The sequence below is a fragment of the Providencia sp. PROV188 genome (assembly GCF_027595165.1).
Lineage (GTDB): Bacteria > Pseudomonadota > Gammaproteobacteria > Enterobacterales > Enterobacteriaceae > Providencia > Providencia lanzhouensis.
This window is the reverse complement of the sequence record NZ_CP097291.1, coordinates 2,279,579-2,305,360: the sequence shown is the minus strand read 5'-3', so window position 1 is coordinate 2,305,360 and position 25,782 is coordinate 2,279,579. Positions and strand designations below refer to the sequence as shown.

At 39.8% G+C, this 25,782-nt stretch carries 33 protein-coding genes; 28 read left to right on the top strand and 5 right to left on the bottom strand.

Features of this window, described 5'->3' with window-relative positions; all coding sequences use genetic code 11:
* Positions 1–2: 2 nt before the first annotated feature.
* Positions 3–263, top strand: a complete 261-nt coding sequence (locus M5X66_RS10580) for a bacteriocin immunity protein (protein WP_036952821.1) — start codon at positions 3–5, stop codon at positions 261–263.
* Between the two features lie 335 nt (positions 264–598).
* On the opposite strand, the gene M5X66_RS10575 is transcribed toward M5X66_RS10580, so the two are convergent.
* Entirely contained in the window at positions 599–817 is a 219-nt protein-coding gene (locus M5X66_RS10575) for an ANR family transcriptional regulator (RefSeq protein ID WP_036952823.1), read from the bottom strand.
* 92 nt (positions 818–909) lie between these two features.
* Here M5X66_RS10575 and M5X66_RS18740 point away from each other — a divergent pair, with 92 nt between their 5' ends.
* Positions 910–1,053 carry a hypothetical protein gene (locus M5X66_RS18740; RefSeq protein ID WP_154636840.1) on the top strand — a complete coding sequence of 48 codons (144 nt, stop codon included), beginning with the start codon at positions 910–912 and terminating at the stop codon, positions 1,051–1,053.
* Between the two features lie 191 nt (positions 1,054–1,244).
* Here M5X66_RS18740 and M5X66_RS10565 read toward each other — a convergent pair whose 3' ends face one another.
* Complete coding sequence (locus tag M5X66_RS10565; RefSeq protein ID WP_270103515.1) at positions 1,245–3,302, bottom strand: DNA polymerase; 2,058 nt, start codon at positions 3,300–3,302, stop codon at positions 1,245–1,247.
* A gap of 22 nt (positions 3,303–3,324) precedes the next feature.
* Between M5X66_RS10565 and M5X66_RS10560 the strand changes: the two genes are divergently transcribed.
* Positions 3,325–3,972 carry a hypothetical protein gene (locus M5X66_RS10560; protein WP_036952827.1) on the top strand — a complete coding sequence of 216 codons (648 nt, stop codon included), beginning with the start codon at positions 3,325–3,327 and terminating at the stop codon, positions 3,970–3,972.
* 228 nt (positions 3,973–4,200) lie between these two features.
* On the opposite strand, the gene M5X66_RS10555 is transcribed toward M5X66_RS10560, so the two are convergent.
* Positions 4,201–4,539, bottom strand: coding sequence for a hypothetical protein (locus tag M5X66_RS10555; protein ID WP_036952828.1), 339 nt, complete (start codon positions 4,537–4,539; stop codon positions 4,201–4,203).
* 674 nt (positions 4,540–5,213) lie between these two features.
* Complete coding sequence (locus M5X66_RS10550; RefSeq protein ID WP_036952830.1) at positions 5,214–5,837, bottom strand: LexA family protein; 624 nt, start codon at positions 5,835–5,837, stop codon at positions 5,214–5,216.
* Positions 5,838–5,950: 113 nt separating this feature from the next.
* Here M5X66_RS10550 and M5X66_RS10545 point away from each other — a divergent pair, with 113 nt between their 5' ends.
* The 25 genes from M5X66_RS10545 (at position 5,951) to M5X66_RS10425 (ending at position 23,733) form a co-directional block, all read left to right on the top strand.
* Positions 5,951–6,163 carry a helix-turn-helix domain-containing protein gene (locus M5X66_RS10545; RefSeq protein ID WP_132495410.1) on the top strand — a complete coding sequence of 71 codons (213 nt, stop codon included), beginning with the start codon at positions 5,951–5,953 and terminating at the stop codon, positions 6,161–6,163.
* Positions 6,164–6,166: 3 nt separating this feature from the next.
* Positions 6,167–8,422 carry a VapE domain-containing protein gene (locus M5X66_RS10540; protein ID WP_270103514.1) on the top strand — a complete coding sequence of 752 codons (2,256 nt, stop codon included), beginning with the start codon at positions 6,167–6,169 and terminating at the stop codon, positions 8,420–8,422.
* A 259-nt stretch (positions 8,423–8,681) separates the two neighbouring features.
* Positions 8,682–9,116 (top strand): antiterminator Q family protein, encoded by a 435-nt coding sequence (locus M5X66_RS10535; RefSeq protein WP_270103513.1) that lies wholly within the window; start codon positions 8,682–8,684, stop codon positions 9,114–9,116.
* A 210-nt stretch (positions 9,117–9,326) separates the two neighbouring features.
* Positions 9,327–9,596 (top strand): HP1 family phage holin, encoded by a 270-nt coding sequence (locus M5X66_RS10530; RefSeq protein ID WP_036952838.1) that lies wholly within the window; start codon positions 9,327–9,329, stop codon positions 9,594–9,596.
* Entirely contained in the window at positions 9,596–10,066 is a 471-nt protein-coding gene (locus tag M5X66_RS10525; RefSeq protein WP_036952840.1) for a lysozyme, read from the top strand. The genes M5X66_RS10530 and M5X66_RS10525 overlap by 1 nt, the downstream gene beginning before the upstream one ends.
* The gene (locus tag M5X66_RS10520; protein ID WP_036952843.1) at positions 10,048–10,230 is read left to right on the top strand and encodes a hypothetical protein; all 183 of its coding nucleotides are present in this window, start codon (positions 10,048–10,050) and stop codon (positions 10,228–10,230) included. The genes M5X66_RS10525 and M5X66_RS10520 overlap by 19 nt, the downstream gene beginning before the upstream one ends.
* Positions 10,217–10,645, top strand: coding sequence for a lysis protein (locus tag M5X66_RS10515; RefSeq protein WP_036952846.1), 429 nt, complete (start codon positions 10,217–10,219; stop codon positions 10,643–10,645). The genes M5X66_RS10520 and M5X66_RS10515 overlap by 14 nt, the downstream gene beginning before the upstream one ends.
* A gap of 111 nt (positions 10,646–10,756) precedes the next feature.
* Positions 10,757–11,095 carry a hypothetical protein gene (locus M5X66_RS10510; protein ID WP_036952848.1) on the top strand — a complete coding sequence of 113 codons (339 nt, stop codon included), beginning with the start codon at positions 10,757–10,759 and terminating at the stop codon, positions 11,093–11,095.
* 5 nt (positions 11,096–11,100) lie between these two features.
* Positions 11,101–11,508 (top strand): DUF4054 domain-containing protein, encoded by a 408-nt coding sequence (locus tag M5X66_RS10505; RefSeq protein ID WP_051422688.1) that lies wholly within the window; start codon positions 11,101–11,103, stop codon positions 11,506–11,508.
* A 75-nt stretch (positions 11,509–11,583) separates the two neighbouring features.
* Positions 11,584–11,952 (top strand): phage collar protein, encoded by a 369-nt coding sequence (locus M5X66_RS10500; RefSeq protein WP_036952850.1) that lies wholly within the window; start codon positions 11,584–11,586, stop codon positions 11,950–11,952.
* A complete protein-coding gene (locus M5X66_RS10495; protein WP_036952853.1) occupies positions 11,942–12,457 on the top strand; it encodes a phage gateway protein in 516 nt (171 codons plus the stop codon). The genes M5X66_RS10500 and M5X66_RS10495 overlap by 11 nt, the downstream gene beginning before the upstream one ends.
* 9 nt (positions 12,458–12,466) lie before the next feature.
* Positions 12,467–13,954, top strand: a complete 1,488-nt coding sequence (locus M5X66_RS10490; RefSeq protein ID WP_036952856.1) for a DUF3383 domain-containing protein — start codon at positions 12,467–12,469, stop codon at positions 13,952–13,954.
* 10 nt (positions 13,955–13,964) lie between these two features.
* On the top strand, positions 13,965–14,417 hold the full coding sequence (locus M5X66_RS10485; RefSeq protein WP_036952859.1) for a phage tail fiber protein: 453 nt from the start codon (positions 13,965–13,967) through the stop codon (positions 14,415–14,417).
* Between the two features lie 51 nt (positions 14,418–14,468).
* Positions 14,469–14,927 carry a hypothetical protein gene (locus M5X66_RS10480; RefSeq protein ID WP_036952861.1) on the top strand — a complete coding sequence of 153 codons (459 nt, stop codon included), beginning with the start codon at positions 14,469–14,471 and terminating at the stop codon, positions 14,925–14,927.
* 82 nt (positions 14,928–15,009) lie between these two features.
* Positions 15,010–17,142, top strand: coding sequence for a hypothetical protein (locus tag M5X66_RS10475; protein WP_270103512.1), 2,133 nt, complete (start codon positions 15,010–15,012; stop codon positions 17,140–17,142).
* Positions 17,139–17,669, top strand: coding sequence for a phage baseplate protein (locus M5X66_RS10470; protein WP_036952866.1), 531 nt, complete (start codon positions 17,139–17,141; stop codon positions 17,667–17,669). Before M5X66_RS10475 ends, M5X66_RS10470 begins: the two co-directional genes overlap by 4 nt.
* Positions 17,670–17,686: 17 nt before the next feature.
* Positions 17,687–17,983, top strand: a complete 297-nt coding sequence (locus M5X66_RS10465; RefSeq protein WP_036952868.1) for a phage baseplate plug family protein — start codon at positions 17,687–17,689, stop codon at positions 17,981–17,983.
* Complete coding sequence (locus M5X66_RS10460; RefSeq protein WP_036953392.1) at positions 17,976–18,791, top strand: baseplate hub protein; 816 nt, start codon at positions 17,976–17,978, stop codon at positions 18,789–18,791. Before M5X66_RS10465 ends, M5X66_RS10460 begins: the two co-directional genes overlap by 8 nt.
* 3 nt (positions 18,792–18,794) lie before the next feature.
* On the top strand, positions 18,795–19,487 hold the full coding sequence (locus M5X66_RS10455) for a Gp138 family membrane-puncturing spike protein (RefSeq protein ID WP_036952870.1): 693 nt from the start codon (positions 18,795–18,797) through the stop codon (positions 19,485–19,487).
* Complete coding sequence (locus tag M5X66_RS10450; protein ID WP_036952872.1) at positions 19,484–19,828, top strand: phage related-protein; 345 nt, start codon at positions 19,484–19,486, stop codon at positions 19,826–19,828. The genes M5X66_RS10455 and M5X66_RS10450 overlap by 4 nt, the downstream gene beginning before the upstream one ends.
* Complete coding sequence (locus M5X66_RS10445; RefSeq protein ID WP_270103511.1) at positions 19,821–21,008, top strand: baseplate J/gp47 family protein; 1,188 nt, start codon at positions 19,821–19,823, stop codon at positions 21,006–21,008. Before M5X66_RS10450 ends, M5X66_RS10445 begins: the two co-directional genes overlap by 8 nt.
* Positions 21,005–21,664, top strand: a complete 660-nt coding sequence (locus M5X66_RS10440) for a DUF2612 domain-containing protein (protein ID WP_036952877.1) — start codon at positions 21,005–21,007, stop codon at positions 21,662–21,664. The genes M5X66_RS10445 and M5X66_RS10440 overlap by 4 nt, the downstream gene beginning before the upstream one ends.
* 5 nt (positions 21,665–21,669) lie before the next feature.
* On the top strand, positions 21,670–23,028 hold the full coding sequence (locus M5X66_RS10435; RefSeq protein ID WP_270103510.1) for a phage baseplate protein: 1,359 nt from the start codon (positions 21,670–21,672) through the stop codon (positions 23,026–23,028).
* 182 nt (positions 23,029–23,210) lie between these two features.
* Positions 23,211–23,375 (top strand): hypothetical protein, encoded by a 165-nt coding sequence (locus M5X66_RS10430; protein WP_270103509.1) that lies wholly within the window; start codon positions 23,211–23,213, stop codon positions 23,373–23,375.
* A gap of 70 nt (positions 23,376–23,445) precedes the next feature.
* A complete protein-coding gene (locus M5X66_RS10425) occupies positions 23,446–23,733 on the top strand; it encodes a putative quinol monooxygenase (protein WP_108477912.1) in 288 nt (95 codons plus the stop codon).
* 446 nt (positions 23,734–24,179) lie between these two features.
* On the opposite strand, the gene gltP is transcribed toward M5X66_RS10425, so the two are convergent.
* On the bottom strand, positions 24,180–25,487 hold the full coding sequence (gene gltP / locus M5X66_RS10420; RefSeq protein WP_036952889.1) for a glutamate/aspartate:proton symporter GltP: 1,308 nt from the start codon (positions 25,485–25,487) through the stop codon (positions 24,180–24,182).
* Positions 25,488–25,782 lie beyond the last annotated feature (295 nt).

Below are 25,782 nucleotides of genomic sequence, written 5' to 3'. Positions count from 1 at the left end.
GAATGGAATTAAAAAATAATATTACTGATTATACAGAATCTGAATTTTTAAAGCTTTTAACAATTATTTGTAATGCAGATACAGCAAATGAGGAAGAACAAATTAAGCTTGTGACTCATTTTGAAAATGTAACAGAACATCCGAGTGGAAGTGATCTTATTTACTACCCAGAGGATGGTGATGATGATTCCCCAGTTGGTATTTTAAAAATAGTTAAAGAGTGGCGGGCTAAAAATGGTAAGCCGGGCTTCAAAAAAGGTTAAGAGCTACTGCTAATGGAATAGCTTAACATAAAGCATCAATGATTTAAGGATGAATTGTTGATGCTTACCCGCCTACCATTTCAGGTAATGGACTTATTCAACATCAAAGACAGAAAGATCGTGTTTAGTAATCTATGGATTATAGAAATCAAAGTACTAGAACTGGTGAATAAAAAATAGGATCGGGATGCTCCTGTATCAATGCAGTGAGGCTGTAATGTGAAAAATAGTGTGAGTTACGTATTTTTTGTATCAGATTGATCTTTTTTGCATATAAGAAATGATGTTGTCTATCAAATAATGACTATATACCTATTAATCAACGTTGACACAATTTACTCAAATTCGGTGTGTTTGTATTTTTCACGTTGAATTTGCATAAAACAAAACTCAGAGCGGCGTTCACTCCATATTTGATTGTTTCTTGTTCTGGAAAGTCTATGAGCTTGTGACCAAGCTCTAGATGCTTCAAAGTATTTTTCTGCTTGTTCAAGGCGTACAGCATCTCGAGCTGCACGGAAATACAACGGATTATCATTATTTAAAAAGGTCATATAGGATTCTCTAAAATTAAAATGGATAAATAGTCGATGAAGTTTGTGATTCAACCAAGCTCTCAAGAAGGGGTGGAATTGCCACATTAGCGATGCTTGCTAACAAAAGTTCCAGTGAAATGGAAAAAGAGATGAAACTGAAAGAGTTAGTATTAAAGAATAATTTTGTGACGGTTAACCAAATGGTATTAGTATTAAAAGACTTAATGAAGGTTGACTATATTCAATTAAGATGACTCAGTACTTGGGACCCAGGAAAAAATTATATTTGTTTCTGTAGAGAGCCAGAAGGAAGTGAATACCCGTATAGACATTGGATGCTTTATATTAACGGTCATTATTATGACCTTTTAAACATAAAGAAGATGCCAACAAGAGAAACAAAGCATAGAACGACGACAATGTTAGAAATCCCATCGCTTCTGGGTCAATCCTTTCTATATCGATGAGTTTCAAAACCAGCGGCACTAAGTGGAAGATCTAAAGCCCATTGAGGGTTAGTAGAGAGTAATTCGGATAAGTGTTCACTGTTGAAGGCTGAATTATCAAGAGTCTCAGTTAACACTTCATCGTGTATAGTTAAAACAATCTTATAACCGTGATCTTCAATCGTGGACATGTTACCCGCGAGAATATCTCGAGCTGCGGCTTGGGTTACATTTTCCACCAGTTTTCCACCGTAGGTCTTCAATCGTTGCCATTTACGGCTATAAGAGTTAACGCCCATATAGCTGATTTGGCCGTTCTCGTTACGTGGTGATGGGTAACAAATTACACGGCCTGAAGGTAAAGCGATACGTAGCCATGCTTTATCTCTTCTGACTTTAAGCTTGCGACAAGAAAAGGTTACTTCTGGTGACGTAATCGCTCGGCGAACGGTATCTTCCAATTCATACCAGAAAGACACCGTTTTAGGGTGTGCATTTCTCCACATGCGTTTAAGTGAATCACAGGTGATAAACACGGTTTCATTGAGAGCGAATGTTTTCTTGGTTTCAACAGATTTTTGATACCAATTCAGTGCATCTTGTTTAACTTTGATGGGAATATTAGGTAGCGCCGCTTCAGCGAGTTCATCTAAATCTAGACCATAGGTGAGTGCGAACGTTAGAAATGCAGCGACCCCGCCACCATAGCCTAAACCGAGTTCCATCACTTTCCCAATTTGGCGCATATTTTTGTTAATATTGTCGGGGGCAATATCGAAAGCTCGAGAATAAGCCAATTTATATAAGTCTGTGCCAATACCTTTATCAAACTCGCTAAATGCTGAAATTTTCCACGTTTCACCCGCTAGCCATGCAAGAATACGCCCTTCAATATTGGAAAGATCGGATACAACAAGTTTTTTACCTTCTGGTGCTATAATGCAACCACGTAAAGCTGAACTGGTTAGCTGCATAATGTCATCGTAAATAAGGTCTGCACATCCTGCTTTTAATGCTTCAATACCCATATTAATGGAACTCTGGTCAAGTGTCGGTCTTGGCAAGTTTTGCGGTTGAAATAATCGACCGGCCCAACGCCCTGTACGAGAAGCTCCGCAAAATTGCAATGTTCCGCGCAAGCGACCATCAGAACTTACTCCATTTATTAACGTACTATATTTACTGGTGCTGGTTGTATTTGCTTGCAAGCGAATAACCAATAGCTCGCGCAAAGGGAAGGGGGTATCGGAATCATTGATGCAACGTTCTAATGTGCTTTTTTGCATATCAGGCAAGTTAACGCCAAAAGAGGCAGAAATATATTGCAGTAAAGCATCACGTTGTGTTGCATTTTTTACCTCATTATCTGTAAGTTTTTGGGTGAGCTTAACCAAGCGTTTTTGTTCAGTTTCGACCGCGTCGATAGCGGAAGTTGCTAATTGGATATCCATATAGACACCGCGATCATTAATTTTTTGGTCTCGATGCCAGTGATCTAATTCAGTATCACAATAGTTCCAACTTGGTAAGCGCTTATGTATTGCGCGCATGGCTTCAATATCTAATCCTGCATAGGCAACAAAACGTTCCCACTCTTCGGGATGAGTTTTGCTTGTCGCGCGATGTAATGCAGCGTTTTTAGGATGAGGTTTACAAAATAATTGAATTAACTTTTTACCTTCCTTATTTTTGGCTTGATCCAAAGGAACATCAAGTATTCCACATAGCGTTTCTAGTGCCCCGGGTAAGCCGTGTGCTAATGCTTGAACCATCGTGTCTCGCCAGCGGCTGACATCTATCTTAATGCCATGATGCTTAAGTATTGTGCGATCAAAATGGCTGTTATGTGCATAAATAATAGTATTAGGGTCTGTTAACGCTTCTTTTAATGCTATAGGTATAGATGATTTATTTGTAATATCCCAAACGTTAACCGAATTGTTGTTTAACGCCCAAGAAAAAAGCATAATTTCAGCGGTTTCCGCATAAGAATGCACACCGTATTTAATTGGCTTTTCATTGAATGTTTCGAGGTCGAGCCAGAGTATATTTTTCATAATTTATAAGAGGAGGGGGTATATGATATTTTTCTCAACACAAGATTTAGGTCCATTTTCTGAGTATTTAGAGCTGATAAAAACTATTTTAGGTCTAATAGGTTCAGTTATCGCATCTTTAATCACTTTGTTTAAAATTGGACAAAAATATTTCAAGTCAGGTGAAAGTAATAGATTGATTAGGAATAAAGAATATTTAATCCAATACAATGAATTTCTAAGTGGGACGGATAAGGAATATATTAGAACTAAAATAAATGATACTGTTATGGCTAATATTACACAAGAAAAGAACAAAACTTTTAGAGACTTGAAAATAATTTTATCTAATTATACTGTTACGTCTGATATTTGGTTTATTTTGAAAAAAGTAAAACGATATTTATATATTGATAAAGGTATTCTGTATGTAAAGTTAGATACGGCTTACATGGTGAATTACTGGATGGAAAAATTCATGGGTTGTATTTTAGCATTATGGTTGGCGTTATTTATACTCCTTGTGTATATAGACTCACCAGATACTTTTGAAACGGGGAAGTATTATCTTTTACTTTTGATTGTCTTTGTTATTTCGATTGCATCTATATGGTTCTTTATAAATTCCCCTCGAAAATCTAAAGTTAATACTGTAGTTAATGAAATCAACAAGATAATATCTGAAAGTTAATTTCAATGGAGTTAACTTGTTGATTATACATTTTTGCTCGCAGAATTATAACCTGCGAGCGTGTCACTATCGCGAAATTATAATTACTTTTATCCGTTGACATAGATTATTTAAAATAAAGTAAAAATAAATCACTTATTGGCAATATTTGTAGAATATATGACAAAAAGGTAGGGGCTTAATCTGAGTTATATAGCTATACTAAAATGTACTATGAGTAATATATATTTAACCCTTCAATATTTTTTCGGCTAAATTGATCACTTCAGCGAGTTTATTTTCAGGCACTTGCCCTAATTTTTTTGCTTCGAACTTAGTAAGAATTTCAACGGCTTCATTGCGGTAACCATTTTTAGCTAGTAGTAAAATCAATTTTTCTGCTTGGGCGAAAAGTGCTTTAGGATCAGTTAGGCTTTCATTCGTTGCCTTAATTTCAGATTTAATAGGTAAGGGGAGGTTTTCAGGCTTCAAAGGGGGATTAAGTTGTACGATACCGTTAGATTGTATTGTCGTAATTAGTTGGCGCATGACTTCGGTATTTTCTTTAATTATTAGTTCGAGACTCATTTGATACCTCAAAGATACAAAGTGATGGGAAAAGTGGTGTTAGGCTTTTGTTTAAGAATTTCAATTTTCTGTTGATACCGTAAAAGGCGGATGTTGTTATTCATCGGAAATCTATCCGAGAGTAAAATTTGAACTTTTTTCATTAAATTATTTCCAGTGGATGATTTGACGTTTAGATATTGCTAATGATGAGATGCGCTATATTGTGTATTAATGAAAATAACTCTGCTCCATGATACAAGCATTGTTTAGCTCACCATAGGTCACTCATTGAATGACCTATAATTAGTTATTTGCATTTGTACAATGCTTTGCTGCCAGTGTTGCCCATTCCTTGCCATTTTACTCTCATATGGAAGTAACCTTCTTAACAAACAGATCGTGCCTGTTAATACGTCGCATTTTTGCGTAGGGGTCTCAGCAGATAGCTTTGTACTGTTACGATTTTCTATATTGTTAAAGAGCAAGTTTTTACTAGTTAAGTAGTAACCATTGCAAATAATAATACTATAAAAATAGTAAATGTAAACAGATTAAATTGTATTATTGCATGAATAATCCCTATCTATTTGTTTTATAAATTAATTGAATGAGTAAGAATGATATATCAATGTGAAAATGAGTCTTCTTGGTTCCTTACAAGAAAACTCTAATGGTAGGAATAATGAGTGCAATTATCTTTTTCGGCGGTAAATTCTATGTTCGACCATAACGCCAATGAGTGCTATTTGGTAGTCGTGGCTATTTAGGGTAGGATAGTCTGGATTCAATGGAACTAGCTCAAACTCACCGGTACCAATGCCTAAAGGACGATATTTTTTGAATGTACCTTGGTTACCACCATTTTTGGCAAAAACAAATTCACCAGGGTTAGGACAAAGCTCAGTATCGATAACAACAATATCTCCTTCTTTAAATTCAGGATTCATACTGTCACCCTCAATTCTCAGTGCGAAAGCATTTTCGCTAATGTCATCATCGACTAATATATACTCAAAATTACCTTCATGATCTGTAATTGGGTCTGCATCCTTAAATAATCCCGCTTGGACATAGCTTAATAAAGGCACTCGACGAGAGTTTACCTCAGTCATTGGCATAATACTTTTACCGTTGAGTAGCCATTCTGGATGGCACTGTAGGGCTTTGGCTAGCTCTATGATATTTCTTGGTTTTCTAGTTCTTCCGTTTTCAATTGACTCTACGGATTGTTGGCTAATATTGGCGCGTTCAGCTAATTCCGATTGAGTCAAATTAAGTTCTAATCTGCGCTGTCGTATTCTTGTTGCTAATGACATTCTTATGCCCCCTGTGAATATTTCATACCCTACTATTAATACTAATTTTATTGTATTTGACAAACAATATTTGTGGTGATTGAATACTATGAAAATTGTTAATAGGAAACGTTATGACACTTGGTAATAGAGTAAAACAAAGACGCAAGCTACTTGGTTACACGCAATATGTTTTAGCGAAGCAAATCGGTTTAACACAGCAAGCGATCAATAGGATAGAGAGTGATGCTATTTCTCGACCTCGCTTTATCCTTGAACTAGCACAAGTTTTAGAGTGTGACCCTGAATGGCTATTAAAGGGACCACTAGTTTTAACGAAGGACTAACCTATGCGGATCACTTATTCAGTAGGGCGCTCGGCCAAGGATAACCGCCCTCAATCAGCGCAAGCATCGAGTTTTGAAGAATACAAGTTAGCTATCAAAGCGCTTAGAAAAAAGATTTACATTTTGCCAACTGACTCCATTGAGACAATGCGAGAGAAAAAGGCGCGTCTTAATTATATCTGGGGAGCGCTGAACAATGAGACCAAAGGACGTAGTGCTATCAATGCTGGGACTCGCCAGGTTCTTTGGTTAGATATGGATGGATGTTCTTTAGGGGCTTGGAATACGTTAAAAGGCGTTCTGAGTATGTATTGTTGCTTTTGTTATACCACCGCTAGCCATGAGCACGTTACCGTAAAGAATGAACAACGTTGGCGCATCGGCATTATGCTAGATAGCAGTGTAACGGCTCAACTTTATTCCGAATTAGGTTCATGCGTTGAACAAGAAATCATGAACTGTTACCAGCTACTTAGCGATGAACCTATTAAATGGGATCACTCAGTGTACGAGCCATCACATATGGTATTCGCACCACATGAGAGTGCACAATTCTTAGAGTTCGAGGGGGCTGTTATCCATGTAAAAACCATTCTAGCCTCAGAGCTTACATCACATAGTAATAAAGCAGATATTTCTAATTTTAATGTTGTACCTGATGATGATTCTTCGCGCTTAACTGCCCTGCATAACGTTAACAGGAATACCTTTGATGACATGCGATCTGCGCTTTGGCACCCGGAGGTATTAAGTCTTGCCGAAAATTATCCAACTTGGGTGGGAATGGGGAACCGTTTGGCATGGTTTAAAAATACGCGTTATGAAGATAGAGCCAAAGCATTATGGATTGAATGGTCAGCTAAAGCAGAAAAAGGTAACGAGGAAGCGGCATTAAATAAGTGGCCTCAACTTTGTGCGAATCGAACGGGTTATCAAGCAATATTTGCTATAGCCCAAAAAGTAGGTTGGGTTAATCCTAGTATTAAACGCTTCAGTACGACTCGAGTTACTGTGAATGATTTTCATAATACTCAGCAAGTGAATGAATCGTTGTCTCAACCATTATTCAAGCGTGATAAGTATGGTCAGATAGAGGCCACCATTGATAACGCATCTAAAGCCGTCATGCACCCTGATTTTATCGATATTGAAATTCGCTTTGATGCTTTTCGCGATCAAATCATGTTCTCGCCGATTGGTTCTAACGAATGGAAATCGTTTTCTGATGCTGACTATTCTCGGTTACGTATTGTTATGGAGAAACGTGGGTTCAAAGCGGTAGGACGTGAGTTGGTTCGTGATGTGGTTTTACTTGCCGCAGAGGAGAACCAATACGATTCCGCTATCGAATGGTTAACTAGCCTTGAATGGGATGGTGCTAAGCGAGTGGATAGATTCTGCCATACGCATTTTGGCACAGAGGACTCGGCTTATACCCGTGCGGTTTCTCTCTATATGTGGACAGCAATGGCAGGGCGTGTATTGGCGCCAGGTATTAAAGCTGACATGGTGCCAATACTTGTTGGTGCTCAAGGATGTGGTAAATCCTCGGGTGTGGCGGCTTTATCACCAGACCCAGCTTCCTTTGTGGAAATTTCTTTTGCAGAAAAAGATGATGATTTAGCCCGTAAAATGCGTGGTCGTATTGTGGTGGAAATTGGTGAACTACGTGGCCTAAGCACGAAAGATCTCGAATCTATTAAGGCATTTGTTACTCGTACCCATGAAAATTGGATTCCAAAATTTAAAGAGTTCGCTACACAGTTTCCTCGTCGCTCACTAATTATCGGAACCACTAACGAGGATGAATTTTTAGCCGATCGTACGGGTAATCGCCGTTGGCTTCCTATTGAAGTGGTGAAGGTCAATGTAGACAAGATTAAGTGTGATGCTCTTCAGTTATGGGCTGAAGCGCGTGAAATATTTAAAGCGGACGGAATCCAATATCGAACTGCTGAATACTTAGCTACACAGATTCACGATAAACATACTATTAAAGATGCTTGGTTAGAAATTATTGAGCGTTGGTTGGACGAACCCGACGTAATGACAGGTGAAAAACCGCGAGCCCGCCGTTTTTTACGATCAGGTGAAATTTTGCAGGAAGCACTAAATATTGATCCCAAAAACATCTCAAGACGTGAACAAATGCGAATTGGTAACGTTTTACAAAGTTGTGGGTATAAATCAGTACAACGGCGTGTGGACGGTAAGGTTGCACGAATATATGAGCCACCTGTACCAACTACTAATGATTAGGTTAGTAAGATTAATTTATTGATTTTTAATGATTGTATCAATCGTACCAACCGTACCAACCATTTAGAGTGTTGTATCCCTATAAGCTATAGATAGACCTTTGGAAGGTAATAATTAAAAAGGGTCGGTACAGTTGATACCCGTCGATACTGAAATAAATTTCTTACTTTTTATACTTTCCAGCCAACTAAATCTTTTGCGTCTTTATTGATTCATAAAAATTGGGTGTCGCTGGTACTGAAAACACAGGTTAGAAACTATGAACAGAGATATACAGAAAATTTTGGTGCATTGGGGAGGATGGTCAGCTGGTGACCATTATGCGATGGTTGGTTGGTCTTCTGTCGCAGCAGGTTTTAATCACTATGCAATGGGTTCGCGCTGTAGCAATAGGCTTTCGTGTAGCGACGAAGATGGGTTAGTGATTGATTTATGCGTCGCTAAACTATCAATAGTTGGTATGGAACGTGAAAGGGCTTATCTGGAAGAATATTATATTAAGGGACAATCTAAACGTGCAATTGGACGTAAATTCAAAATACGAGAAGGAGAAGTACGTGAAAGAATGCAAAGTGCAGAAAGTTTCGTCTTAGGTTTTTTGGAAGCCCTTAATATTCAATTGGATATGGATTTATTGTACGAAAAGTGTTCGATCGATGCGCCTAGATTAGTGCGCGCGCAAAACCTGTGTTAATCTACCTAAAATGATTTCTCTATTGACAAGAAAGCCCTCAAGTTTGAGGGCTTTTTTTGTATGGGAAGTTTCTATCAAGAAGATTTTCAAGACAAACTATTATGAATAGAAGAATCTCATCTCAAAGAGATATTTTCTTTAACATTATCTAACAGCCACTTCGGTGGCTTTTTTTTCATCTAAATTTAGGCACTCCGTAGGGGTGAAATCGTGCGTATGGATAAATATAGCAACGCAGCCTACGGTAGTGCTGGGCTTACAGCATTTTTCGCGAGTCTATCGCTTTATGAATGGGGCTTTATTATCGGGATGGCGTTCAGCATGATCTTAGGCTTGGCGACTTTCTTCATGAATAGGTGGGAACAACGAAAACGAACCCGTCTATTTGAAGATCTGGTCAATAAGACAGACCCACAAAACCCCTCTGCCACCGCTCGAAAAGCCGCCGAGCTTATGGCGAAAGCGCCAAAGGATATCTAATGTCACTCAAACAAAAATTAACTGTGCTTGTTAGCGCAGGGGCCACGGCTATCGCTTTAACAGTCATTACGCATTTTGAAGGTGTTAGATATGAGCCATATGAAGATGTGGGCGGTGTATTAACGGTCTGTTATGGACATACGGGAAAAGACATTGCTCCCAATAAAGTTTATTCCAAAGATGAATGTAATGAATTGCTTGAATCAGACTTTCAGCGCACAAAACAGCAGGTAGATAAATTGGTCAAGGTGCCTACTGACGATCACACTAAGGCCGCGTTGTATTCATTTGCCTTTAATGTTGGCACAGGCGCATTTGCTAAATCGACAATGCTTAAAAAGCTCAATGAGGGTGATCAATATGGCGCTTGCGAAGAGTTGAAAAAGTGGGTCTACGCTGGTGGTAAGGTCTGGCGTGGACTTGTTAATCGCCGAGAAGCGGAGGCGGCTATATGTCATGGAAATCTATAGTTGCGGTGATTGGCTTAATTATCTACATGATTACCTTTCTGGGGAGTGGATTTTATTTACTCACAGACAACACATGCAGCATCGATAAAGCCAGTTTAGAAAAATGTTGCCAGAGTGCGATTAATTATCACAAGGGTAAGCAGGTGATTTATGAAATTCGATAAATCATTCTGGCTATTCATTATGGTTGTTGGTCTGGGTTGGTGGGTTGTTAGCGTTCACGATGATAATAAGCTACTGAAAAAAGAAAACTCAGAGCTTATTGATAGCATTCAAAACTACGAGCAGCACATTGACTCCCTCCACCAACTCGATACTAAACATACTCAAGAGCTAACAAATGCAAAAGCTGAAATTGATAAGTTGCGTATTGCTGCTGAGCGTAATCCTGAGCGGGTGTACATCAAAGCAAGCTGTAAAAAAGCCGAAGGCACTACCACCTCCGGCATGGATGATGCAATCACCGCCCGACCTACTGACTCCGCTATCAGAAATTATTGGTTACTCAGAGAGCGAATTGCTGAGTCACAGCAAATGATTTTAGGCTTACAGAACTATATCAAAACACAGTGTTTGTAATAAGGAATGGGTATAGATCTATAAGTGGAGCATTTATCTATACATTCTTAAATTTAATTTAAGCTCTTCCTTTTAGTGCCCTCGATGAGGGCTTTTTTATTGGAGAAAAACATGGCTCTTTATGTTTATTGTTCGTTATCAAATGACCAGCATTATTCCGTTGATGAAGGTCAAATTTTTATTGCTGGTCAGGCTAACGTTATGACCGAATTTCCGTATACCTCCATTGGTCGTATGACAACAATTTCAGATGAACAATTTGTGCAACTAAAAAATAATTCTGTATTTCAACTTCATAAGAAAAATGGATTTATTCGTGTTGAACATCATCAAGATGTTATTCAAAGGAATTCTCCAGCTACAAATGCGAGCGATGAATTGTCTTTGAATAAGTCAAATCTATCAAAAGTAACAACGCAAAAGACCTCTAGAACGAGTAAAAAAGGATAGCCATTATGGACAAGCATATCTTTCCTATTGATCAATTTCGCATTCTTCGTCCGCAGTTTAATGCTTTGCCTAAAGATGATGTATTGATCATTGCTGAATCTGCTCTCCATTATTTCCCCCCATCTAGTGATGCTTGTTTCAATGAGTTGTGGATGCTAGTTGTGGCACACATGTTGGATTTGAATCAACGGATTACTGAAGGGATGGCGCCAACTGGTGTTATCACAAACGTGACAATGGACAAAGTAAGTATTTCATTTACCTCTCCTCCTAGCGGCTCCGACTGGTCGTATTGGTTCAAAATGACAACCTATGGACAGCAATTTTTAGCTTTATTCCTGCGTTGTGAACTGACTCAACATGCAGATAGCAAAGCGTCTTCTGAATTACGTAGCGTAGAAAATGGGGCATGAGAAGGGAATGGTAGTAATAGCTAAATTATCTCAGTTAATGCCAGTTTTATCTCAGTTGCATCAAGGAGAATAACTATGTTTGGAAATATATATCGCCAAGTATCTCGATATATTCCACAACAAAAAACCTTATGGTTTCGTTTTAAAAATAGAGTCACCGATGAGCGAGGACATGATCATAACCTGTACCATGAACCCACTGAAATTTATGGTAACTGGCAAGCAATAGAAACCGAAGATGCTCAAAGTATGGGATTTGATTCCAGTTCTATTTATCGTCGATTTTATACATCTAACAACATTAAAGGTATTCGGCGTAGTACCTCCCCGGACTATCTCGTTTTCAACGGTAAAAAATATGAGGTTACCAGTGAAATGGATTGGTACGAGCAGGATGGCTGGAAATCGGTGGTGTGCATTGAGGTAGGTGCTTATGACAGATAACGACGTTGACATCGCTATCCGTAAGCAGCTGCTTTTTCAACTAAAGGAGGCAAAGATTGAAATTCCGGTAAAAGCTGGTTTTCAAGCGACTAGGCAAGGTCGCGATGACAATATGGTGATATTTTTTCCTATTGATGAGCGTGGTCATGGTTGGCAAGAAAGAAAGTACGATGTACAAGGTAAACATGCGAACCATCAAGAAAAACAACCGTCTGAAAAAACATATCAATTTCAAGTTCTTATCACTGATTTTGGGTGTTTTACCGCTAGTGACATTACTGCAATAGTTAGAATGATCACCAATTCATTAACTTTCGTTGAAGCGCTAAAAAAACAAGGTATTGGCACTCAACGCGCAAGCAATATTCGTAATCCCTATTTTCTGAATGATTACGGTAACTACGAGCAAAACCCCTCGTTTGATCTCATTGTTTCGTTCACTCGAACATTACACCTTGATACAGCTGTCGTTAGCGCACTGTATCCTGATATTCACCGCATATAAGGTTCTATTATGTCAATTAAACAAAATCGATACGTTGATATCGCATCAGCGGTCATTGGTGCGTCTGCTGTTCCGATGCGCAAGTTAACTGGTCGTTTATTTTCTTCAAATCCAAAAATTCCTGCCGGTAAAGTTTTAGAATTTACTAGTGGTCAGGTTGATGAATTATTAGGCGTGGATTCACCTGAAGCGCATTTTGCTCGTCAATATTTTAGTTATGTTAGCCCTGCGCCTGTTAATAAGCCCAAAGAGCTACAAATTGCCACCTATGAACCGATGGGGCGTGCACCCGTATTATTTGGTTCCAAGGCAGCAGCATTAGCAGATCTAAAAATGATTGCTGATGGAACCTTGTCCGTCACCATTGGTTCTATCACAAAAAATTACAAAGACTTGGATTTATCAGAAGTTAAGTCGTATGCAGACATTGCATCGATGATCCAAGCGAAATTGAATGCCGAGCCGGAGCCTCAATTCTCAAGCAGCTATTTGACGTTTAACTCATTGAATAGTGTCTTTGAGTTAAGTGGTGGCGTTCAAGAACGTGCCTCTATTGGTGTCGCTTATTCCGTGCTGTCGAATGCGATGGGATTATCATCTGGTACCGCATCCGAAGGTAACCCAGCACAAACACCACTCGAAGCTTTTATTGTGGCTGAACAAGTCTCTGACTCATTCGGTAGCGCAACATTCTTAGATGAAATGTCGTTAGAGCAGGCAGTACCGTTGGCTCAGTATGTTGCAGGTGAAAATGTGAAGTATCAACTGCATTTGAATGTGAGCAAAAATAAAGCAGAGGATTTCAGTGCTGCGCTAATCAGTACTGCGTCAGTGGGACTTAATCTTAAATCGGAAGATCATTATTTTGTTCAGGCATTACCGATGGCGATTATGGCTGCGACAGATTATGACCGTACTAATGCAACGACAAATTATATGTTCCGCCAGTTCAGTACTACATTCCCAGCCCAAGTGGTGACTGATAAATCTGCAAGTCATTACGATAAATTACGTGTGAACTATTACGGAGAAACGGCTGTTGCGGGTTCACAAGTTCGTTTTTATCAGCGTGGATTTTTATGTGGTAGCTCATCTAATCCATTAGATATGAGTGTTCATGCTAATGAGCAGTGGTTGAAAGCCTATATTTCTCAACAGTGGTTTAGTGTGCTACTCGCCACACGCGGTATTCCCGCCAATAAAGATGGTGAAGCCAGAGCATTAATGGTTATTGCTGGAGCTGTTACTAAAGCCCTTGATAATGGGACAATTTTAGCGGGTAAAGCACTGACTGAAGTCCAAAAACTGGCAGTCTCTGATGCCTCTGGTGACGATCTTGCATGGCATGACGTACAAGACAAAGGCTATTGGTACAACGCACAAATTGTTGAGAGTACCGGGGAAAGCGGTTTACCTGAATATGTCATGAAATACGTGCTGATTTACGGTAAAGGCGATTGGGTTCGTAAAGTCGAAGGTTCACATAACTTAGTATAAGGAATTAATAATGAATGATATTTCTGTAGCAGGCTTGGGCCTAATTATCCAGGCAACAAAAACATTCCCGACGGGAATTTTAATTACTACTTTTGCTGATGATGCAGACCCATTGGATTTACCTGCGGTGGATATTGCACAAACAGGCATGGATATAAACGGTAACTTAGTGAGTTGGGCCACACCTACACCTCAATCTATTACAATCAATGTATTAGCGGGTAGTGAAGAAGATAAAAACCTGTCTATTTTGCTGGAGGCGAACACAGCAAAAAGAGGTCGTCGTCCAGCAGGTGATAAAATCACGATGGTGGCATCTTATGGTGATGGTTCAACCGTTACTGCCCGTAACGGTAAAATTACCAATGGTAGCCGAGGTAATTCAGCCGCTTCTGCTGGGCGTTTAAAGTCCAAACAATACACGTTTGTTTTTCAGGATTTTGACAGTACCCGAATCCGTTAATTTACTTCCATTTATGGCGGGCTTTCCCGCCATTTTTTATAGGCTTATATCATGCTAATTAAACCGAAAGAAGTTGCTATTAAAGATGTTGATGGTAACGAAAAGCTATTTGTGATTAGTCGCTTACCTGCAACTGTAGGTAGAGAAATTCTCGCCAAGTATCCGTTGTCTAACGCCCCCAAAATTGGTGACTACGAAGTTAGTAAAGAGGCTATGTTTAAAATGATGGCCTATGTATGTGTAGTGATTGACGGAGAAGAAATTCAGCTTAAAACACAGACATTAATTGATAATCATATCCCAGATGGCGAGTCTCTAATTCGCTTAGAGTTGGAGATGTTGAAATACAATACTAGTTTTTTCGGGGGCGACGGGAGCCCAGGTTTCCTCCACTTCCTGCTCAGCAAGGTAAGCGGTTCACTCCCGTCGATTATAAAAACGCTGATGGGTTCTTTGCAGTCATCATCAGTGAACACCTTGCCACCTTCACGGAACTCAAAATCTCAATAGATTTAGAAGAGGCAATGGACCTATGGGAAATTGCAATTACGAATCGATATAACGAAGCGTTAGCGGCTTTAAAGGAGTGATAATGTCGTTAATAGACACATTTGTTCAGGTCTTTGAATTTGACACACGGCAAGCTGACCAAGCCTTTGACAAAGTACAACGCTCTACAGATGACATTATCGAAAGCATGAAGAGCGCTCAAGGTGCAGCAGAACAAAGTTCGCTCTCATTTGGCGCTGTGATGAATGAACTCTGGCAGTCGTTACAAGGAGCATCAGGCGAGTATCCCATTTATTTTTTGACTAATGCTGAACAGGTAAGTGAGCAAACTGCATCAGTGAAATCACAATTGGATTCAACGGGAACATCATTAGCGATATTGGATGAGCAGCGAGGGAGCGTTGACACGGGATGGAATTCCTCGCAATCAGTACTTAAAGATTTGGATGAAAGCTATCAATTTTTACAGAATGATATTGGCCAATACTCTACCGAAATGGTTGATTTAATTGCTACCGAGCAGCAAAGCTTAATCTCAAAACAGCTTGCTAGCGCTATTATTCAATCATTACAAGGCGATTATAGGCAATTAATCCATATTATTGATGAAATACGCGTCAAAGGAATTGAAGCGGCAGTCAGTGAAGTTGAAGCTCAAAAAACAGTTCAAAAGTCGTTAGATAACACGGAGAGTTTATACCAAAAGGTAGGAACTACCGTGGTCTCTTTTGCGAAAAAAGCATTAGGGGTTGTTGGTATAACAATGGATGCCGCGACATTAGTCAATGATGTGATATCTCGGGCAACTGAAATTGAATCTCTCGATAAGTTGGGGCAAAAAATTAATGTTACTACGGCTGATGTAGATGCATTCGCCGGCTCTATGGCTGCACTTGGAGGAAGTCGTGATGCGGCTCAAACCGATTTATCAGCAATGGCAAAATCGTTTGGTTTTACTAAAGACTCAATGGAAAACGTTTTGCAGACTGCCGATAAAGTGAAAGGGATGAAGTTTGATCAAGCTAAAGTAACTCTTTCAGGATTGGGTGTTAAGGATGACAAAACCGTCGAGCTCATGATGAAAGGAAGAAAAGAGCTAGAACGGATGATGGGTATCCAAAAAGAATACTCTGGCATTAATAAAGAAAGTATTGAACAGTCTATTAAATTTAACAAAGCGTTGCAGGGCGTTACACAGGCATCGGGTTTGTTGAAAAATAGCTTTTTAGAAATGGTCATTCCGGTTTTAGCTAAAGGACTCGGGTGGCTAAATGAATTTGTTAGTTTCTGTATAGATAACAAACAACTCGTTGTTTCATTTTTTACTGTCGTGGGTGCTGCGATTGCAGCTTATTATGTTCCTGCGATGATGATGGCTGCTAAATCAACGCTGTTAGCTACGTGGCCTGTTTTGGCAATCATCGCCGTTATTGCCTTGCTTGCTGCCGCATTTGCACTTGTGTATGACGACATCATGAATTTTATAGACGGTAACGATTCTATGATTGGCCGTATTTTTGATGAATATCCTGCACTAAAGGAGGTTATTCTCCAGGTTTGGCAAACATTTAAAATACTGTTTGAGTATTTGATGATCATGGTGAAATTTGTCGCTGATCTTGTCGTTGATGCTTATAACATAATGAACAATGCATTAAATCAGTTTATTGATTGGTTAGTTTTAAGTATCAACGCGATAGTGAGTTGGGGGGAGGATTTCAAGGGTATTTTTAATACCGTATCTGATGCTGTTGTTGGTATTTTTAAATGGTTATGGGCTCAAATCAAGCAGTACCTCGGCTGGATTAATGATGGACTCGATGCAATCAAAAAAGGCTGGAGTACTGTTAAAGGCTGGTTTGGGTTTGAAGATGCAGAAGTGACTCAAACAGTAGAACGTAGAGTTTCAGCAGATGGAACTATTGAGCATACGATCAGCGAAACGCCAAAACTATCCGAAGAGGATACTGCTTTACTGGTACAAGGGCTGAATCAGCATATTTCTGGTATGTCGACCAATCCAATGAATCCTGTCACGAGTCAAGCAATTAATAATCAATCCGGCACAGTTAACGAGAGTACGGTTAACGTTGGTGAGATAAAAATTACCACTCAGGCTACGGATGCGCAGGGCATGGCGAATGGTGCTAAAGATGCTCTAGAGTCACATCTTCAGGATGTTGGGCAGCAATATGGTACAGGGTGGGGCAAATGATTACTGAAGTTAAAATATTCAATGTAGATGATTTTACGACACTATTTGAAACTGCTAATCCGATCAAAGTAACTATTCGTGATGAACATAAAGCGACTCAGTTTGCCGTTGAATCGGGGGAAAGCCGCAGTGATCATGTTGTTGTTCAGCCTATTGAAATTAACATGGATCTCATTCTTACGGGTGAAACGAAAAATGCTTTTGAACGAATGCAACAAATCTACGACACCCATCAATTAGTGGGCATTCAAACGCGTGTAAAAACCTATCAACCTATGTTGTTAGTCAGCTTTAGTCATGATGAAACACCTGATATGGCGGATGCGATTAACCTCTCATTACATTTTACTGAATGGCAAGCCGTTGAACCTGAGTATGGTGAGCTTCCTCCGAGAAAAGTCGCTAAAAAAGAGCAGTCTAGTACCGTCAATCGTGGGAAAGTTCAGACTGTGGCTGTGCCTGAAACTGAGAAAAAGAAAGGATCGGCAGCGACTCAAGGATGGGACTACATTAAAGAGAAAATGTAAGAATATTAGGATTAATTATGCAAAAGATTCCATTGAGTACCATCCCCAATCAGCGGTTACGAGCAACACTAAATGACAATGATTGGGAGCTAACAATTAAAGTTGCACGACAAATGATGTGTTGTGATATCAAGCGTAATGACAACATGTTGATACAGGGCATTCGCGTGATGCCCAACCAACCATTAATCCCATATCGCTATTTATCCGGTATCGGCAATTTTGCGTTCATCACAGACAATGGCGAATTACCGTGGTGGGAGCTGTTTGGGAAAACTCAATATCTTGTGTGGCGGAGTAGTGATGATGATTGACTTACGACGAATCAGAGTCGGTATCGAGGTGAATGGCCGCTTACAGTGGTATGAAGGATTACGCATCAAAGCCAGTGGCACAAAGTATGCAAATCCATTGCAAAATGAATGCACGGTTAACATTGATGGCTTAAACGCGGATACGCGTAATATGCTGTTAACGGAAACGAGTCCTTATACGAAAAGCAAACAGCCCCACAGGCTAATTGTTGAAGCCGGCCGTGTAGGTTCAGGTATATTTCGATTGTATATCGGCGATATTGTCAGTGCTGAAATAGCGTCACCGCCAGATGTAACGCTGACCCTAAAGGCTAAAACGAACAATGCCACCGCCAGGGAAATGGTTTCTACCTCTGGCGGTGCAATTAATAAGTTGAGTGATATTGCAAAGAGCATTGCGCAAGATTGTCAGGTAAAGCTCGATTTTCAAGCCACGGATAAAAATATTGCAAACTGGTATTTTTGTGGGGGAATGCTTAAACAAATCGAAAAACTACAAGAGGCTGGTAACGTCAAAGCGTTCATTGACGATGATGTATTATATGTAAAAGACAGAGATAAGGCAGTCTCTGGGCGGCTGCGTATCTTAAATCAAAAATCCGGTATGGTTGGTATTCCGAAAGCTACGGAGAAAGGCGTTGACGTCACTTACTTGATTGACTCGGATTCATCATTAGGTGGCATGCTGCGACTTGAGAGTAAATTTAATCCTGCACTTAATGGTGATTACTTAATTGAACAATTAAAGTTCGATATTGCTTCTCACGACACCCCCTTCTTCTATCAAGCTATCTGTAAACGAGTATAAATCATGAATCAACCTAACAGTGATATTGCTAGCGAAGGCAGCTTGGCAGGACAACTCTCGTCTGCATTTCGCAATTTTTTGATGAATATTGATGACATGCTCCCCGCGACGGTGGTGAGTTATGACGATAAAACCAATCGTGCCGTTATCAAACCGCTGATCATGATGGTTTCCACCGAAGGACAAAAAATAGGGCGGGCGGCGGTACCAAATATCCCCGTTTTCCGTTTCGGTGGAGGGGGATTTTTTATTCGTATGCCAATTAAGCCAGGGGATTTTGGTTGGTTAAAAGCAAACGACCGAGACGTCAGTTTAATTTTCCAGCGTGGTGGCTTAGAGGATGAACCTAATACTGCGCGTTTGCACACCTTTAGTGATGCCATGTTTTACCCCGACACGCTAAAAGGTTGGTTAATTGATGGAAAAAATGCGGATGCTTTAGTGATCCAATCAATGGACGGCTCTGTGTGCCTATCGTTGCACGAGGGTAAAGCAGTACTGGATTCTCCAATTCTTGAAGCAAACGTGCCTGAAACCACGTTTAACGGCAATGTGACTATCAATGGTAATCATGCCGTGAATGGCAACAGTGACTCAAATGGTGGCACGATGAAGCATAACGGTAAAAATATCGGGTCTACACATAAACACAGTGGTATTCAGCGTGGCGAGAGTAATTCAGGAGAGCCTATATGAGGACATTTGGCGTTAATAGCAACAATGATATTCACCTCGGTAATGACGGAAATTTGTCGATAGTGAGTGGTGAACGAGCGTCAGAAAAAAGGTGCGAGCACTACGCCAAAGCATTACGTGGCGAGATGCTGCATAAGTTGGATTCAGGTATTCCCTATTGGAAAACCACTTTCGGAAGACAAGCGGATATTCCGCTGTTTGAATTTGCGTTTCGTGATCGGATGCGTGAACTGAATGATGTGATATCCGTCTTGTCTTTTTCGGCTTTATTGGCAGATAACTCGCTGAAGTATACCGCTGTGATACAAACAATTTATGGGGAGATAAGTCTCAATGGCTGATTATCAATTCATTACCTCACAAGGGGTTGTTATTCCAGATACCAGCACTTTACGTAATGATGTCGAAAGAGAATTTAAAAATGTGTTTGGCCAGGATTTGGATGTTTCACCGGAAACACCACAAGGTGCATTGGTCACCATGGAAGTGGAAAACCGAGATGCAGTTGTACGCAACAATGCAGAACTAGCGAATCAAATTAACCCTGATTTAGCCGGCGGCATTTTTCTCGATGCAATTTGGGCTTTGATGGGCGGACAACGTTTTGATTCAACACACTCATTTCTGACACAGGTTAAGTTTAGCGGTGTCGCTGGCACCATTATTCCTAGCGGATCACAAGCGACAACACGAGGCGGTGATCTATTCGAGACAACCAAAGCCTTGATTTTAGGTAAAGATGGCACAACCACCGGTGACATGCGTTCTATTGGCACTGGCGCTATAGAGTGTGGTGTTGGTCAGCTTGATAAAATCGCAAGTTCAGTGCTTGGTTGGGAAACCGTGAATAATCCGACATCGGCAACGTTGGGTAGAGCTGAAGAGTCTGATTTACAGGCTAGACGCAGGCGAAAACAAACACTTGCGCGAAATACGGTGAGTGTTGGGGAAGCAATCACATCAGCACTCTATGAGCTGGAAGGTGTGCGTTCTTTAGCATTTAGAGAAAATTATGGCGATACACCCGTTATTTTTGATGGGATTACTTTAGTACCTCATAGCATCTACGTTTGCGTTGAAGGGGGGGATAAGAATCAGATTGCTCAATCTTTGCTGAGAACCAAAACCCTTGGCGCTGCCTTTAATGGTCGTGAAGAAGTTGAAGTGTTAGAGAAAATTAGCGCTCAAACGTACCCAGTGAAATTTGATAGAGCAAAAGAAATCGTGTTGTTTTGCCGAGTGACGGTAAAAAAAGCCACGGTGGATGCTCAAACGATTATTCCCAAAGCAGTCCAATCTTGGGCAAATGGTGATGTGGAGGGCGATGGAGGCTTAGTGGTTGGGCGTGATGTGTCTCCTTTCGAGATATCTGCCGGTATAAACACGGTAGAGCCAAGATTGTTTATCACGCGCGTGGAGCTTTCAACTGATGGTAAAGCGTGGTCCTCAGATAATTATACGATAAAACTCAATGAAGTGGCTCGAATAAAAGGCAGCGCCGTGCAAGTGGTGATTGTATGACTCAAGTGCAATCATTTGATTTTCATTCTGATTTATTAAAAGCCATTCTTTGGCAGTATGAAGATGCTGAAAATTTAAAGGCGCTAGCAGGTTACAAATCGACGTACTTTGATAAATCGACAGTACAATTTTGGCGTAACTGGTACCGTGATGTTTTTAATATCGATACAGCGAATGAATTTGGGTTAAATATCTGGTCACGTATCCTTGATGTGCCTCTTGGGATTGACGTGCCACCCAGCGATAAAACGAAAGTGGGGTTTGGCTTTGGCAAAAAGAAAGCCAATTTTAAAGCTAACTTTCGGCGTAATTCAGATTACACGCTATCACTGACGGTAGAACAGAAGCGACTTATTATTCGTATGCGCTATTTCAACCTGACTCAAAGCCCTACAGTGACCAACATTAATGAATTTTTACGTCGATTTTTCTGGCAAGAGGACAGCAAAGTTTTTGTGTTAGACCCGCTAGATATGACTTACACGTATTACGTTTTTAATTACAACCCTGACGAACGTCTAAGGCTTTTATTAGAGAATTTCGACCTTATGCCACGCCCATCGGGTGTTGGTGTCAAATATCGTATTGTGACGAAACAATCTTTCGGTCACGGAAAACTACGTAAAAACTTCCTGAGCAGTAATTTCGGAGCATAAACACAATGACTAAAATTTTTAAAATCCCCTTTGCAACACAAGGGGACAGAACTTCTATTCCTAATGAAGTACAAGCCGATGGTTCAGTGTCTTATCCGCAAGGGTATGGATACGACTATGAGCGAGACCAAGTTTCTGATCCCGCCGCTAAGGATATCGAACGTGAAAAAATGAATAGTATGTTTCACGATATCACCGAAGCCGTTGGTGAAATTCAAAATTATGGTTTTTCAAAATGGGCTGAGGGAGGTAAGCCTTATCCTATTCGAGCTGTTGTTTATCACAAAAATAAGGTATGGCAGTCCAAAGTTGAAAATAACGAGGTCGAGCCGGTTGCTGGTGCTCAGTGGGTTGAACTAAAAGCTGACTTAACCGCCGGCGATATCAACGTTTACAACAAGACAGAATCGGATAAACGATTCCAGCCATTGGGTAATTATCTACCTGCTGGATATAGCTACTCCAAGCAAGAGTCTGATACTAACTTCCAGCCAAAAGGCAATTACGCTCCAGCAGGTAATTATGCCCTGAAAGGCGAAAGTTACACTAAAGCAGAAGGAGATGGGCGCTATCAGCCGAAGGGCAACTATTTAGCAGCAGGTTACAGCTATTCTAAAGCAGAAAGTGATGGGCGATATCAGGCGAAGGGGAATTACCAGCCTTCAGGAGATTATGCAACTAATACGGCACTCACCAACGGACTAAATACAAAACTCAATACAAGTAATGTAGCTCAAGGAACAGGGACATCAACAACTAATGTTATGAGCCAAAATGCGGTGACTGTTGCTTTGCAAAATGCGGTTAATCTCAACACTATCTACCCCATCGGTATTGTGGTTTGGTTTGCACAAAACAAGAATCCTAATACGTTATTCCCCGGTACTAAGTGGCAATATATCGGTGAAAATAAAACCATTCGATTGGCAGCCGCGAGTGGAGCCAATGTCTTGTCTACTGGCGGTTCTGATTCGGTCACATTAACAGAAACACAGATGCCCGCTCATAATCATAGTTTTTCAGCTACGACGAATAACACTGGTGGTCATACTCATGATCGAGGAACAATGGATATCACCGGCGATTTTCCTGCAATTCGTAGAGCTGCACAAAACCGAGATTCGAGTTTAAAAGGGGCATTTGCGATCTTGAATAAATGGAATGCGAGTAACTCATGGTCAGGGACTGATGATGACGGTACAGTGTATAACTTTACTGCATCACGTTCTTGGACAGGGGCAACTTCTAATAACGGTGCACATGCGCATACCGTTTCAGGAACGACAGGAAACAAAGGCGGAGGAACAGCTGTAAACATAACTAACGCCTACATCATGCTGATGGGCTGGTATAGAACCGCGTGATTTAGCATTTTCAGGCACCAATAAAAGCCGCATTTTGCGGCTTTTTATTTAGTATAATTTTTGACAGTTTTTATTTATATAATTAATGGTAATCATTTAAAATGGTTGTATGGGGCTATATTTAAATGTTATCTATGCTATGGAATACTATATTTAGTCGCCTATCTCGTTAAGGTTCCAACATGAATACCGCTCAAAATGACATCAATAAAGCCGCAGGGAAAATTATTGCTGGGGCAGAGCGAATCCAGCGCTTTGTTGAAAAATACCATGACTATCTCTCTGATAAAGATAAAGCAAAATTAGCGCAGATAATTAAAAATGTGGATGATAAGCTGAATCAATAAGAGCTTTTGAAGCTCGCTTAGTTGAAAGGGATTGATTTGAGTTTTAACAAGCTAAACAAAGAGGATTACCATGCTAAAAGTCATTGCTGAAGATTTTATCAAGCCGGAAGCGGTAGAAATTGTATTGCCGCTCTATAAGGCACTTGTTGAAGCCACAAAGAAAGAACCGCTATGTATCGCTTATGATCTTTATATTGATGAAAAGGATCCTGGGCATTTTGTTTTTATTGAAGAGTGGCCGAATCGTGCTGCATTAGATTCACATTGTGCGTCTGAACACTTCCAACGATTAGTACCGATGATTAACCGCTATCAAAGAGCTGAGCCTAAATTTATCTTGATGGATGCGGCGTTTTAACACGGAAGAATTCATTTAAGTATCGTATGTAAAACTCATCCAAATAACTTCTCATCAGTTCCCCCTAAATAGTCGGGTTATTACTTTACTCGAAAAGGGGGGATTTGGTTTGGGCTCAACTTTATCGAATTATAGCCAATTCTGAAACAGAAAATATGACAGCGTAAACACAAAGATAATCATTAGGTGCTGTAAAACTTTTAAGAATAAAAGAAAGCGTCTAACTTGATTCATTGCTGCTAATCCAAATAAAGAATGACCTAAATTAAAGTGTATATTTAGCGTAGCAATGAAATAAAATCTTGCGAGGAAATATCACATAAGTAACTAATTAAATTTCAAATTACGTAAAAACAACTAGGAATATTCAAAGCCATCTTTAATATTTTAAAGATGGCTAGGGTTAGAAATTAGAAATAAGAAGAGCCTGGATATTTAGTCTTTAATTAAAAACTTTCCTCATACTCTCGGGCTTTTTTCTCATCATAATTGTGTTCCCATTTGGCGATAATCAAGGCAGCTAATGCGTTACCAACCACATTAAGTGCAGTCCTTGCCATATCGAGAATACGGTCAACACCGGCAATGAATGCCAAACCTTCTAATGGAATCCCCACAGAGCCTAACGTTGCCAGCAAGACGACGAATGAAACTCCCGGAACCCCAGCAATACCTTTTGACGTGATCATTAAGGTAAAGACTAAAATAAGCTCTTGCCCTAATGACAGCTCAATACCATATAGCTGAGCAATAAAAATGGCAGCGATACTTTGATATAAGGTGGAACCATCTAAGTTAAATGAATAACCAATTGGGATAACGAAACTGGTGACAGATTTTGGTGCACCATACTTCTCCATTTTATCCATAATACGAGGAAGTACAGTTTCAGAGCTGGCGGTTGAATAAGCAAGCAGCAACTCATCTTTTAATATTCTCATCAGAGTAAAAATATTAATTTTGCAATAACGTGCAACAATTCCGAGCACCACAACAGCGAAGAAAATAATCGCACAGTGAACCAAAATAACTAACTTCAGCAGAGGAACCAGTGAAGTAAATCCAAAGTTTGCAACGGTGACGGAAATTAATGCAAACACCCCGATTGGTGCATACATCATGATCATGTTAGTCACGCGGAACATGGTTTCAGAAAAAGTTTGCAGAACATCTAATAGTGGCTGTTTCTTTGCTACTGGTAGAGAAGATAATCCTAAACCAAATAAAACCGCGAAGAAAATAACAGGAAGCATATCGCCACTTGCCATGGCAGCAAAAATATTGCTCGGTACCAAAGATAATAAAGTATTCACGATCCCTGAAGGATGGCTAGCAACCTCCTGCGTCGTTTTTTGGTACTGAGAAATATCCACTTGAGTGAGCTGAGACATATCAATGCCCACACCTGGTTGGAAGATATTGGCAAACGAAATACCCACAATGATGGCAATGGTAGTAATGATTTCAAAGTAAAGGATCGTTTTGAAACCCAATGTGCCTAATTGTTTTGTATTCCCGACACCTGCGATCCCCACAATCAAGGTCGAAATGACGATAGGTACCACAATCATTTTGATTAACTGAATAAAAATCTTACCGGCGGGAGAGAGAACATTCAGTATTAACCAATCTTTGTATTCCACGCTTTCATGCAGTAAAGCACCAACGATAACACCTAAAAAAAGCGCAACCAGAATCTGCCACCCTAACCCAAATTTAAACGGTTTTTTTGGAACGATGTTGTTTAGTGTCATAAATAATTCTCGTTTATATTAATAATATTTAACATTGTATTTTTATTATGCTCAGTTTTATAACCAATATTCGGAAAAACCACAATCATTTATTCGAGAAAGTAGAGTTATTTACAATGGTTACTTATAACAAATTGTAAATTAAGTTTCTGAAATTGAATGCTTTGTTAATATTTATTTCTATTTGTATCTATATGTGTTGTTGAATTGATAACAAAAAGTGATTAATCTAATCTATAAAGATTGTTAAATACAATTTTTATGAGTTGGATTTTCTGTGGAGTGTTTAATTCTG

What these genes read in the sequence shown, in the direction of transcription:
- M5X66_RS10500 (WP_036952850.1), top strand. Translation starts at nt 11,584, where the DNA reads ATGTTTGGAAATATATATCGCCAAGTATCTCGATATATTCCACAACAA.
- M5X66_RS10535 (WP_270103513.1), top strand. Translation starts at nt 8,682, where the DNA reads ATGAACAGAGATATACAGAAAATTTTGGTGCATTGGGGAGGATGGTCA.
- gltP (WP_036952889.1), bottom strand. Translation starts at nt 25,487, where the DNA reads ATGACACTAAACAACATCGTTCCAAAAAAACCGTTTAAATTTGGGTTA.
- M5X66_RS10550 (WP_036952830.1), bottom strand. Translation starts at nt 5,837, where the DNA reads ATGTCATTAGCAACAAGAATACGACAGCGCAGATTAGAACTTAATTTG.
- M5X66_RS10480 (WP_036952861.1), top strand. Translation starts at nt 14,469, where the DNA reads ATGCTAATTAAACCGAAAGAAGTTGCTATTAAAGATGTTGATGGTAAC.
- M5X66_RS10470 (WP_036952866.1), top strand. Translation starts at nt 17,139, where the DNA reads ATGATTACTGAAGTTAAAATATTCAATGTAGATGATTTTACGACACTA.
- M5X66_RS10455 (WP_036952870.1), top strand. Translation starts at nt 18,795, where the DNA reads ATGAATCAACCTAACAGTGATATTGCTAGCGAAGGCAGCTTGGCAGGA.
- M5X66_RS10510 (WP_036952848.1), top strand. Translation starts at nt 10,757, where the DNA reads ATGGCTCTTTATGTTTATTGTTCGTTATCAAATGACCAGCATTATTCC.
- M5X66_RS10520 (WP_036952843.1), top strand. Translation starts at nt 10,048, where the DNA reads ATGTCATGGAAATCTATAGTTGCGGTGATTGGCTTAATTATCTACATG.
- M5X66_RS10450 (WP_036952872.1), top strand. Translation starts at nt 19,484, where the DNA reads ATGAGGACATTTGGCGTTAATAGCAACAATGATATTCACCTCGGTAAT.
- M5X66_RS10555 (WP_036952828.1), bottom strand. Translation starts at nt 4,539, where the DNA reads ATGAGTCTCGAACTAATAATTAAAGAAAATACCGAAGTCATGCGCCAA.
- M5X66_RS10475 (WP_270103512.1), top strand. Translation starts at nt 15,010, where the DNA reads ATGTCGTTAATAGACACATTTGTTCAGGTCTTTGAATTTGACACACGG.
- M5X66_RS10495 (WP_036952853.1), top strand. Translation starts at nt 11,942, where the DNA reads ATGACAGATAACGACGTTGACATCGCTATCCGTAAGCAGCTGCTTTTT.
- M5X66_RS10435 (WP_270103510.1), top strand. Translation starts at nt 21,670, where the DNA reads ATGACTAAAATTTTTAAAATCCCCTTTGCAACACAAGGGGACAGAACT.
- M5X66_RS10425 (WP_108477912.1), top strand. Translation starts at nt 23,446, where the DNA reads ATGCTAAAAGTCATTGCTGAAGATTTTATCAAGCCGGAAGCGGTAGAA.
- M5X66_RS10580 (WP_036952821.1), top strand. Translation starts at nt 3, where the DNA reads ATGGAATTAAAAAATAATATTACTGATTATACAGAATCTGAATTTTTA.
- M5X66_RS10545 (WP_132495410.1), top strand. Translation starts at nt 5,951, where the DNA reads ATGACACTTGGTAATAGAGTAAAACAAAGACGCAAGCTACTTGGTTAC.
- M5X66_RS10460 (WP_036953392.1), top strand. Translation starts at nt 17,976, where the DNA reads ATGATTGACTTACGACGAATCAGAGTCGGTATCGAGGTGAATGGCCGC.
- M5X66_RS10505 (WP_051422688.1), top strand. Translation starts at nt 11,101, where the DNA reads ATGGACAAGCATATCTTTCCTATTGATCAATTTCGCATTCTTCGTCCG.
- M5X66_RS10525 (WP_036952840.1), top strand. Translation starts at nt 9,596, where the DNA reads ATGTCACTCAAACAAAAATTAACTGTGCTTGTTAGCGCAGGGGCCACG.
- M5X66_RS10540 (WP_270103514.1), top strand. Translation starts at nt 6,167, where the DNA reads ATGCGGATCACTTATTCAGTAGGGCGCTCGGCCAAGGATAACCGCCCT.
- M5X66_RS10445 (WP_270103511.1), top strand. Translation starts at nt 19,821, where the DNA reads ATGGCTGATTATCAATTCATTACCTCACAAGGGGTTGTTATTCCAGAT.
- M5X66_RS10575 (WP_036952823.1), bottom strand. Translation starts at nt 817, where the DNA reads ATGACCTTTTTAAATAATGATAATCCGTTGTATTTCCGTGCAGCTCGA.
- M5X66_RS10565 (WP_270103515.1), bottom strand. Translation starts at nt 3,302, where the DNA reads ATGAAAAATATACTCTGGCTCGACCTCGAAACATTCAATGAAAAGCCA.
- M5X66_RS10490 (WP_036952856.1), top strand. Translation starts at nt 12,467, where the DNA reads ATGTCAATTAAACAAAATCGATACGTTGATATCGCATCAGCGGTCATT.
- M5X66_RS10465 (WP_036952868.1), top strand. Translation starts at nt 17,687, where the DNA reads ATGCAAAAGATTCCATTGAGTACCATCCCCAATCAGCGGTTACGAGCA.
- M5X66_RS10515 (WP_036952846.1), top strand. Translation starts at nt 10,217, where the DNA reads ATGAAATTCGATAAATCATTCTGGCTATTCATTATGGTTGTTGGTCTG.
- M5X66_RS10440 (WP_036952877.1), top strand. Translation starts at nt 21,005, where the DNA reads ATGACTCAAGTGCAATCATTTGATTTTCATTCTGATTTATTAAAAGCC.
- M5X66_RS10560 (WP_036952827.1), top strand. Translation starts at nt 3,325, where the DNA reads ATGATATTTTTCTCAACACAAGATTTAGGTCCATTTTCTGAGTATTTA.
- M5X66_RS10485 (WP_036952859.1), top strand. Translation starts at nt 13,965, where the DNA reads ATGAATGATATTTCTGTAGCAGGCTTGGGCCTAATTATCCAGGCAACA.
- M5X66_RS18740 (WP_154636840.1), top strand. Translation starts at nt 910, where the DNA reads ATGCTTGCTAACAAAAGTTCCAGTGAAATGGAAAAAGAGATGAAACTG.
- M5X66_RS10430 (WP_270103509.1), top strand. Translation starts at nt 23,211, where the DNA reads ATGAATACCGCTCAAAATGACATCAATAAAGCCGCAGGGAAAATTATT.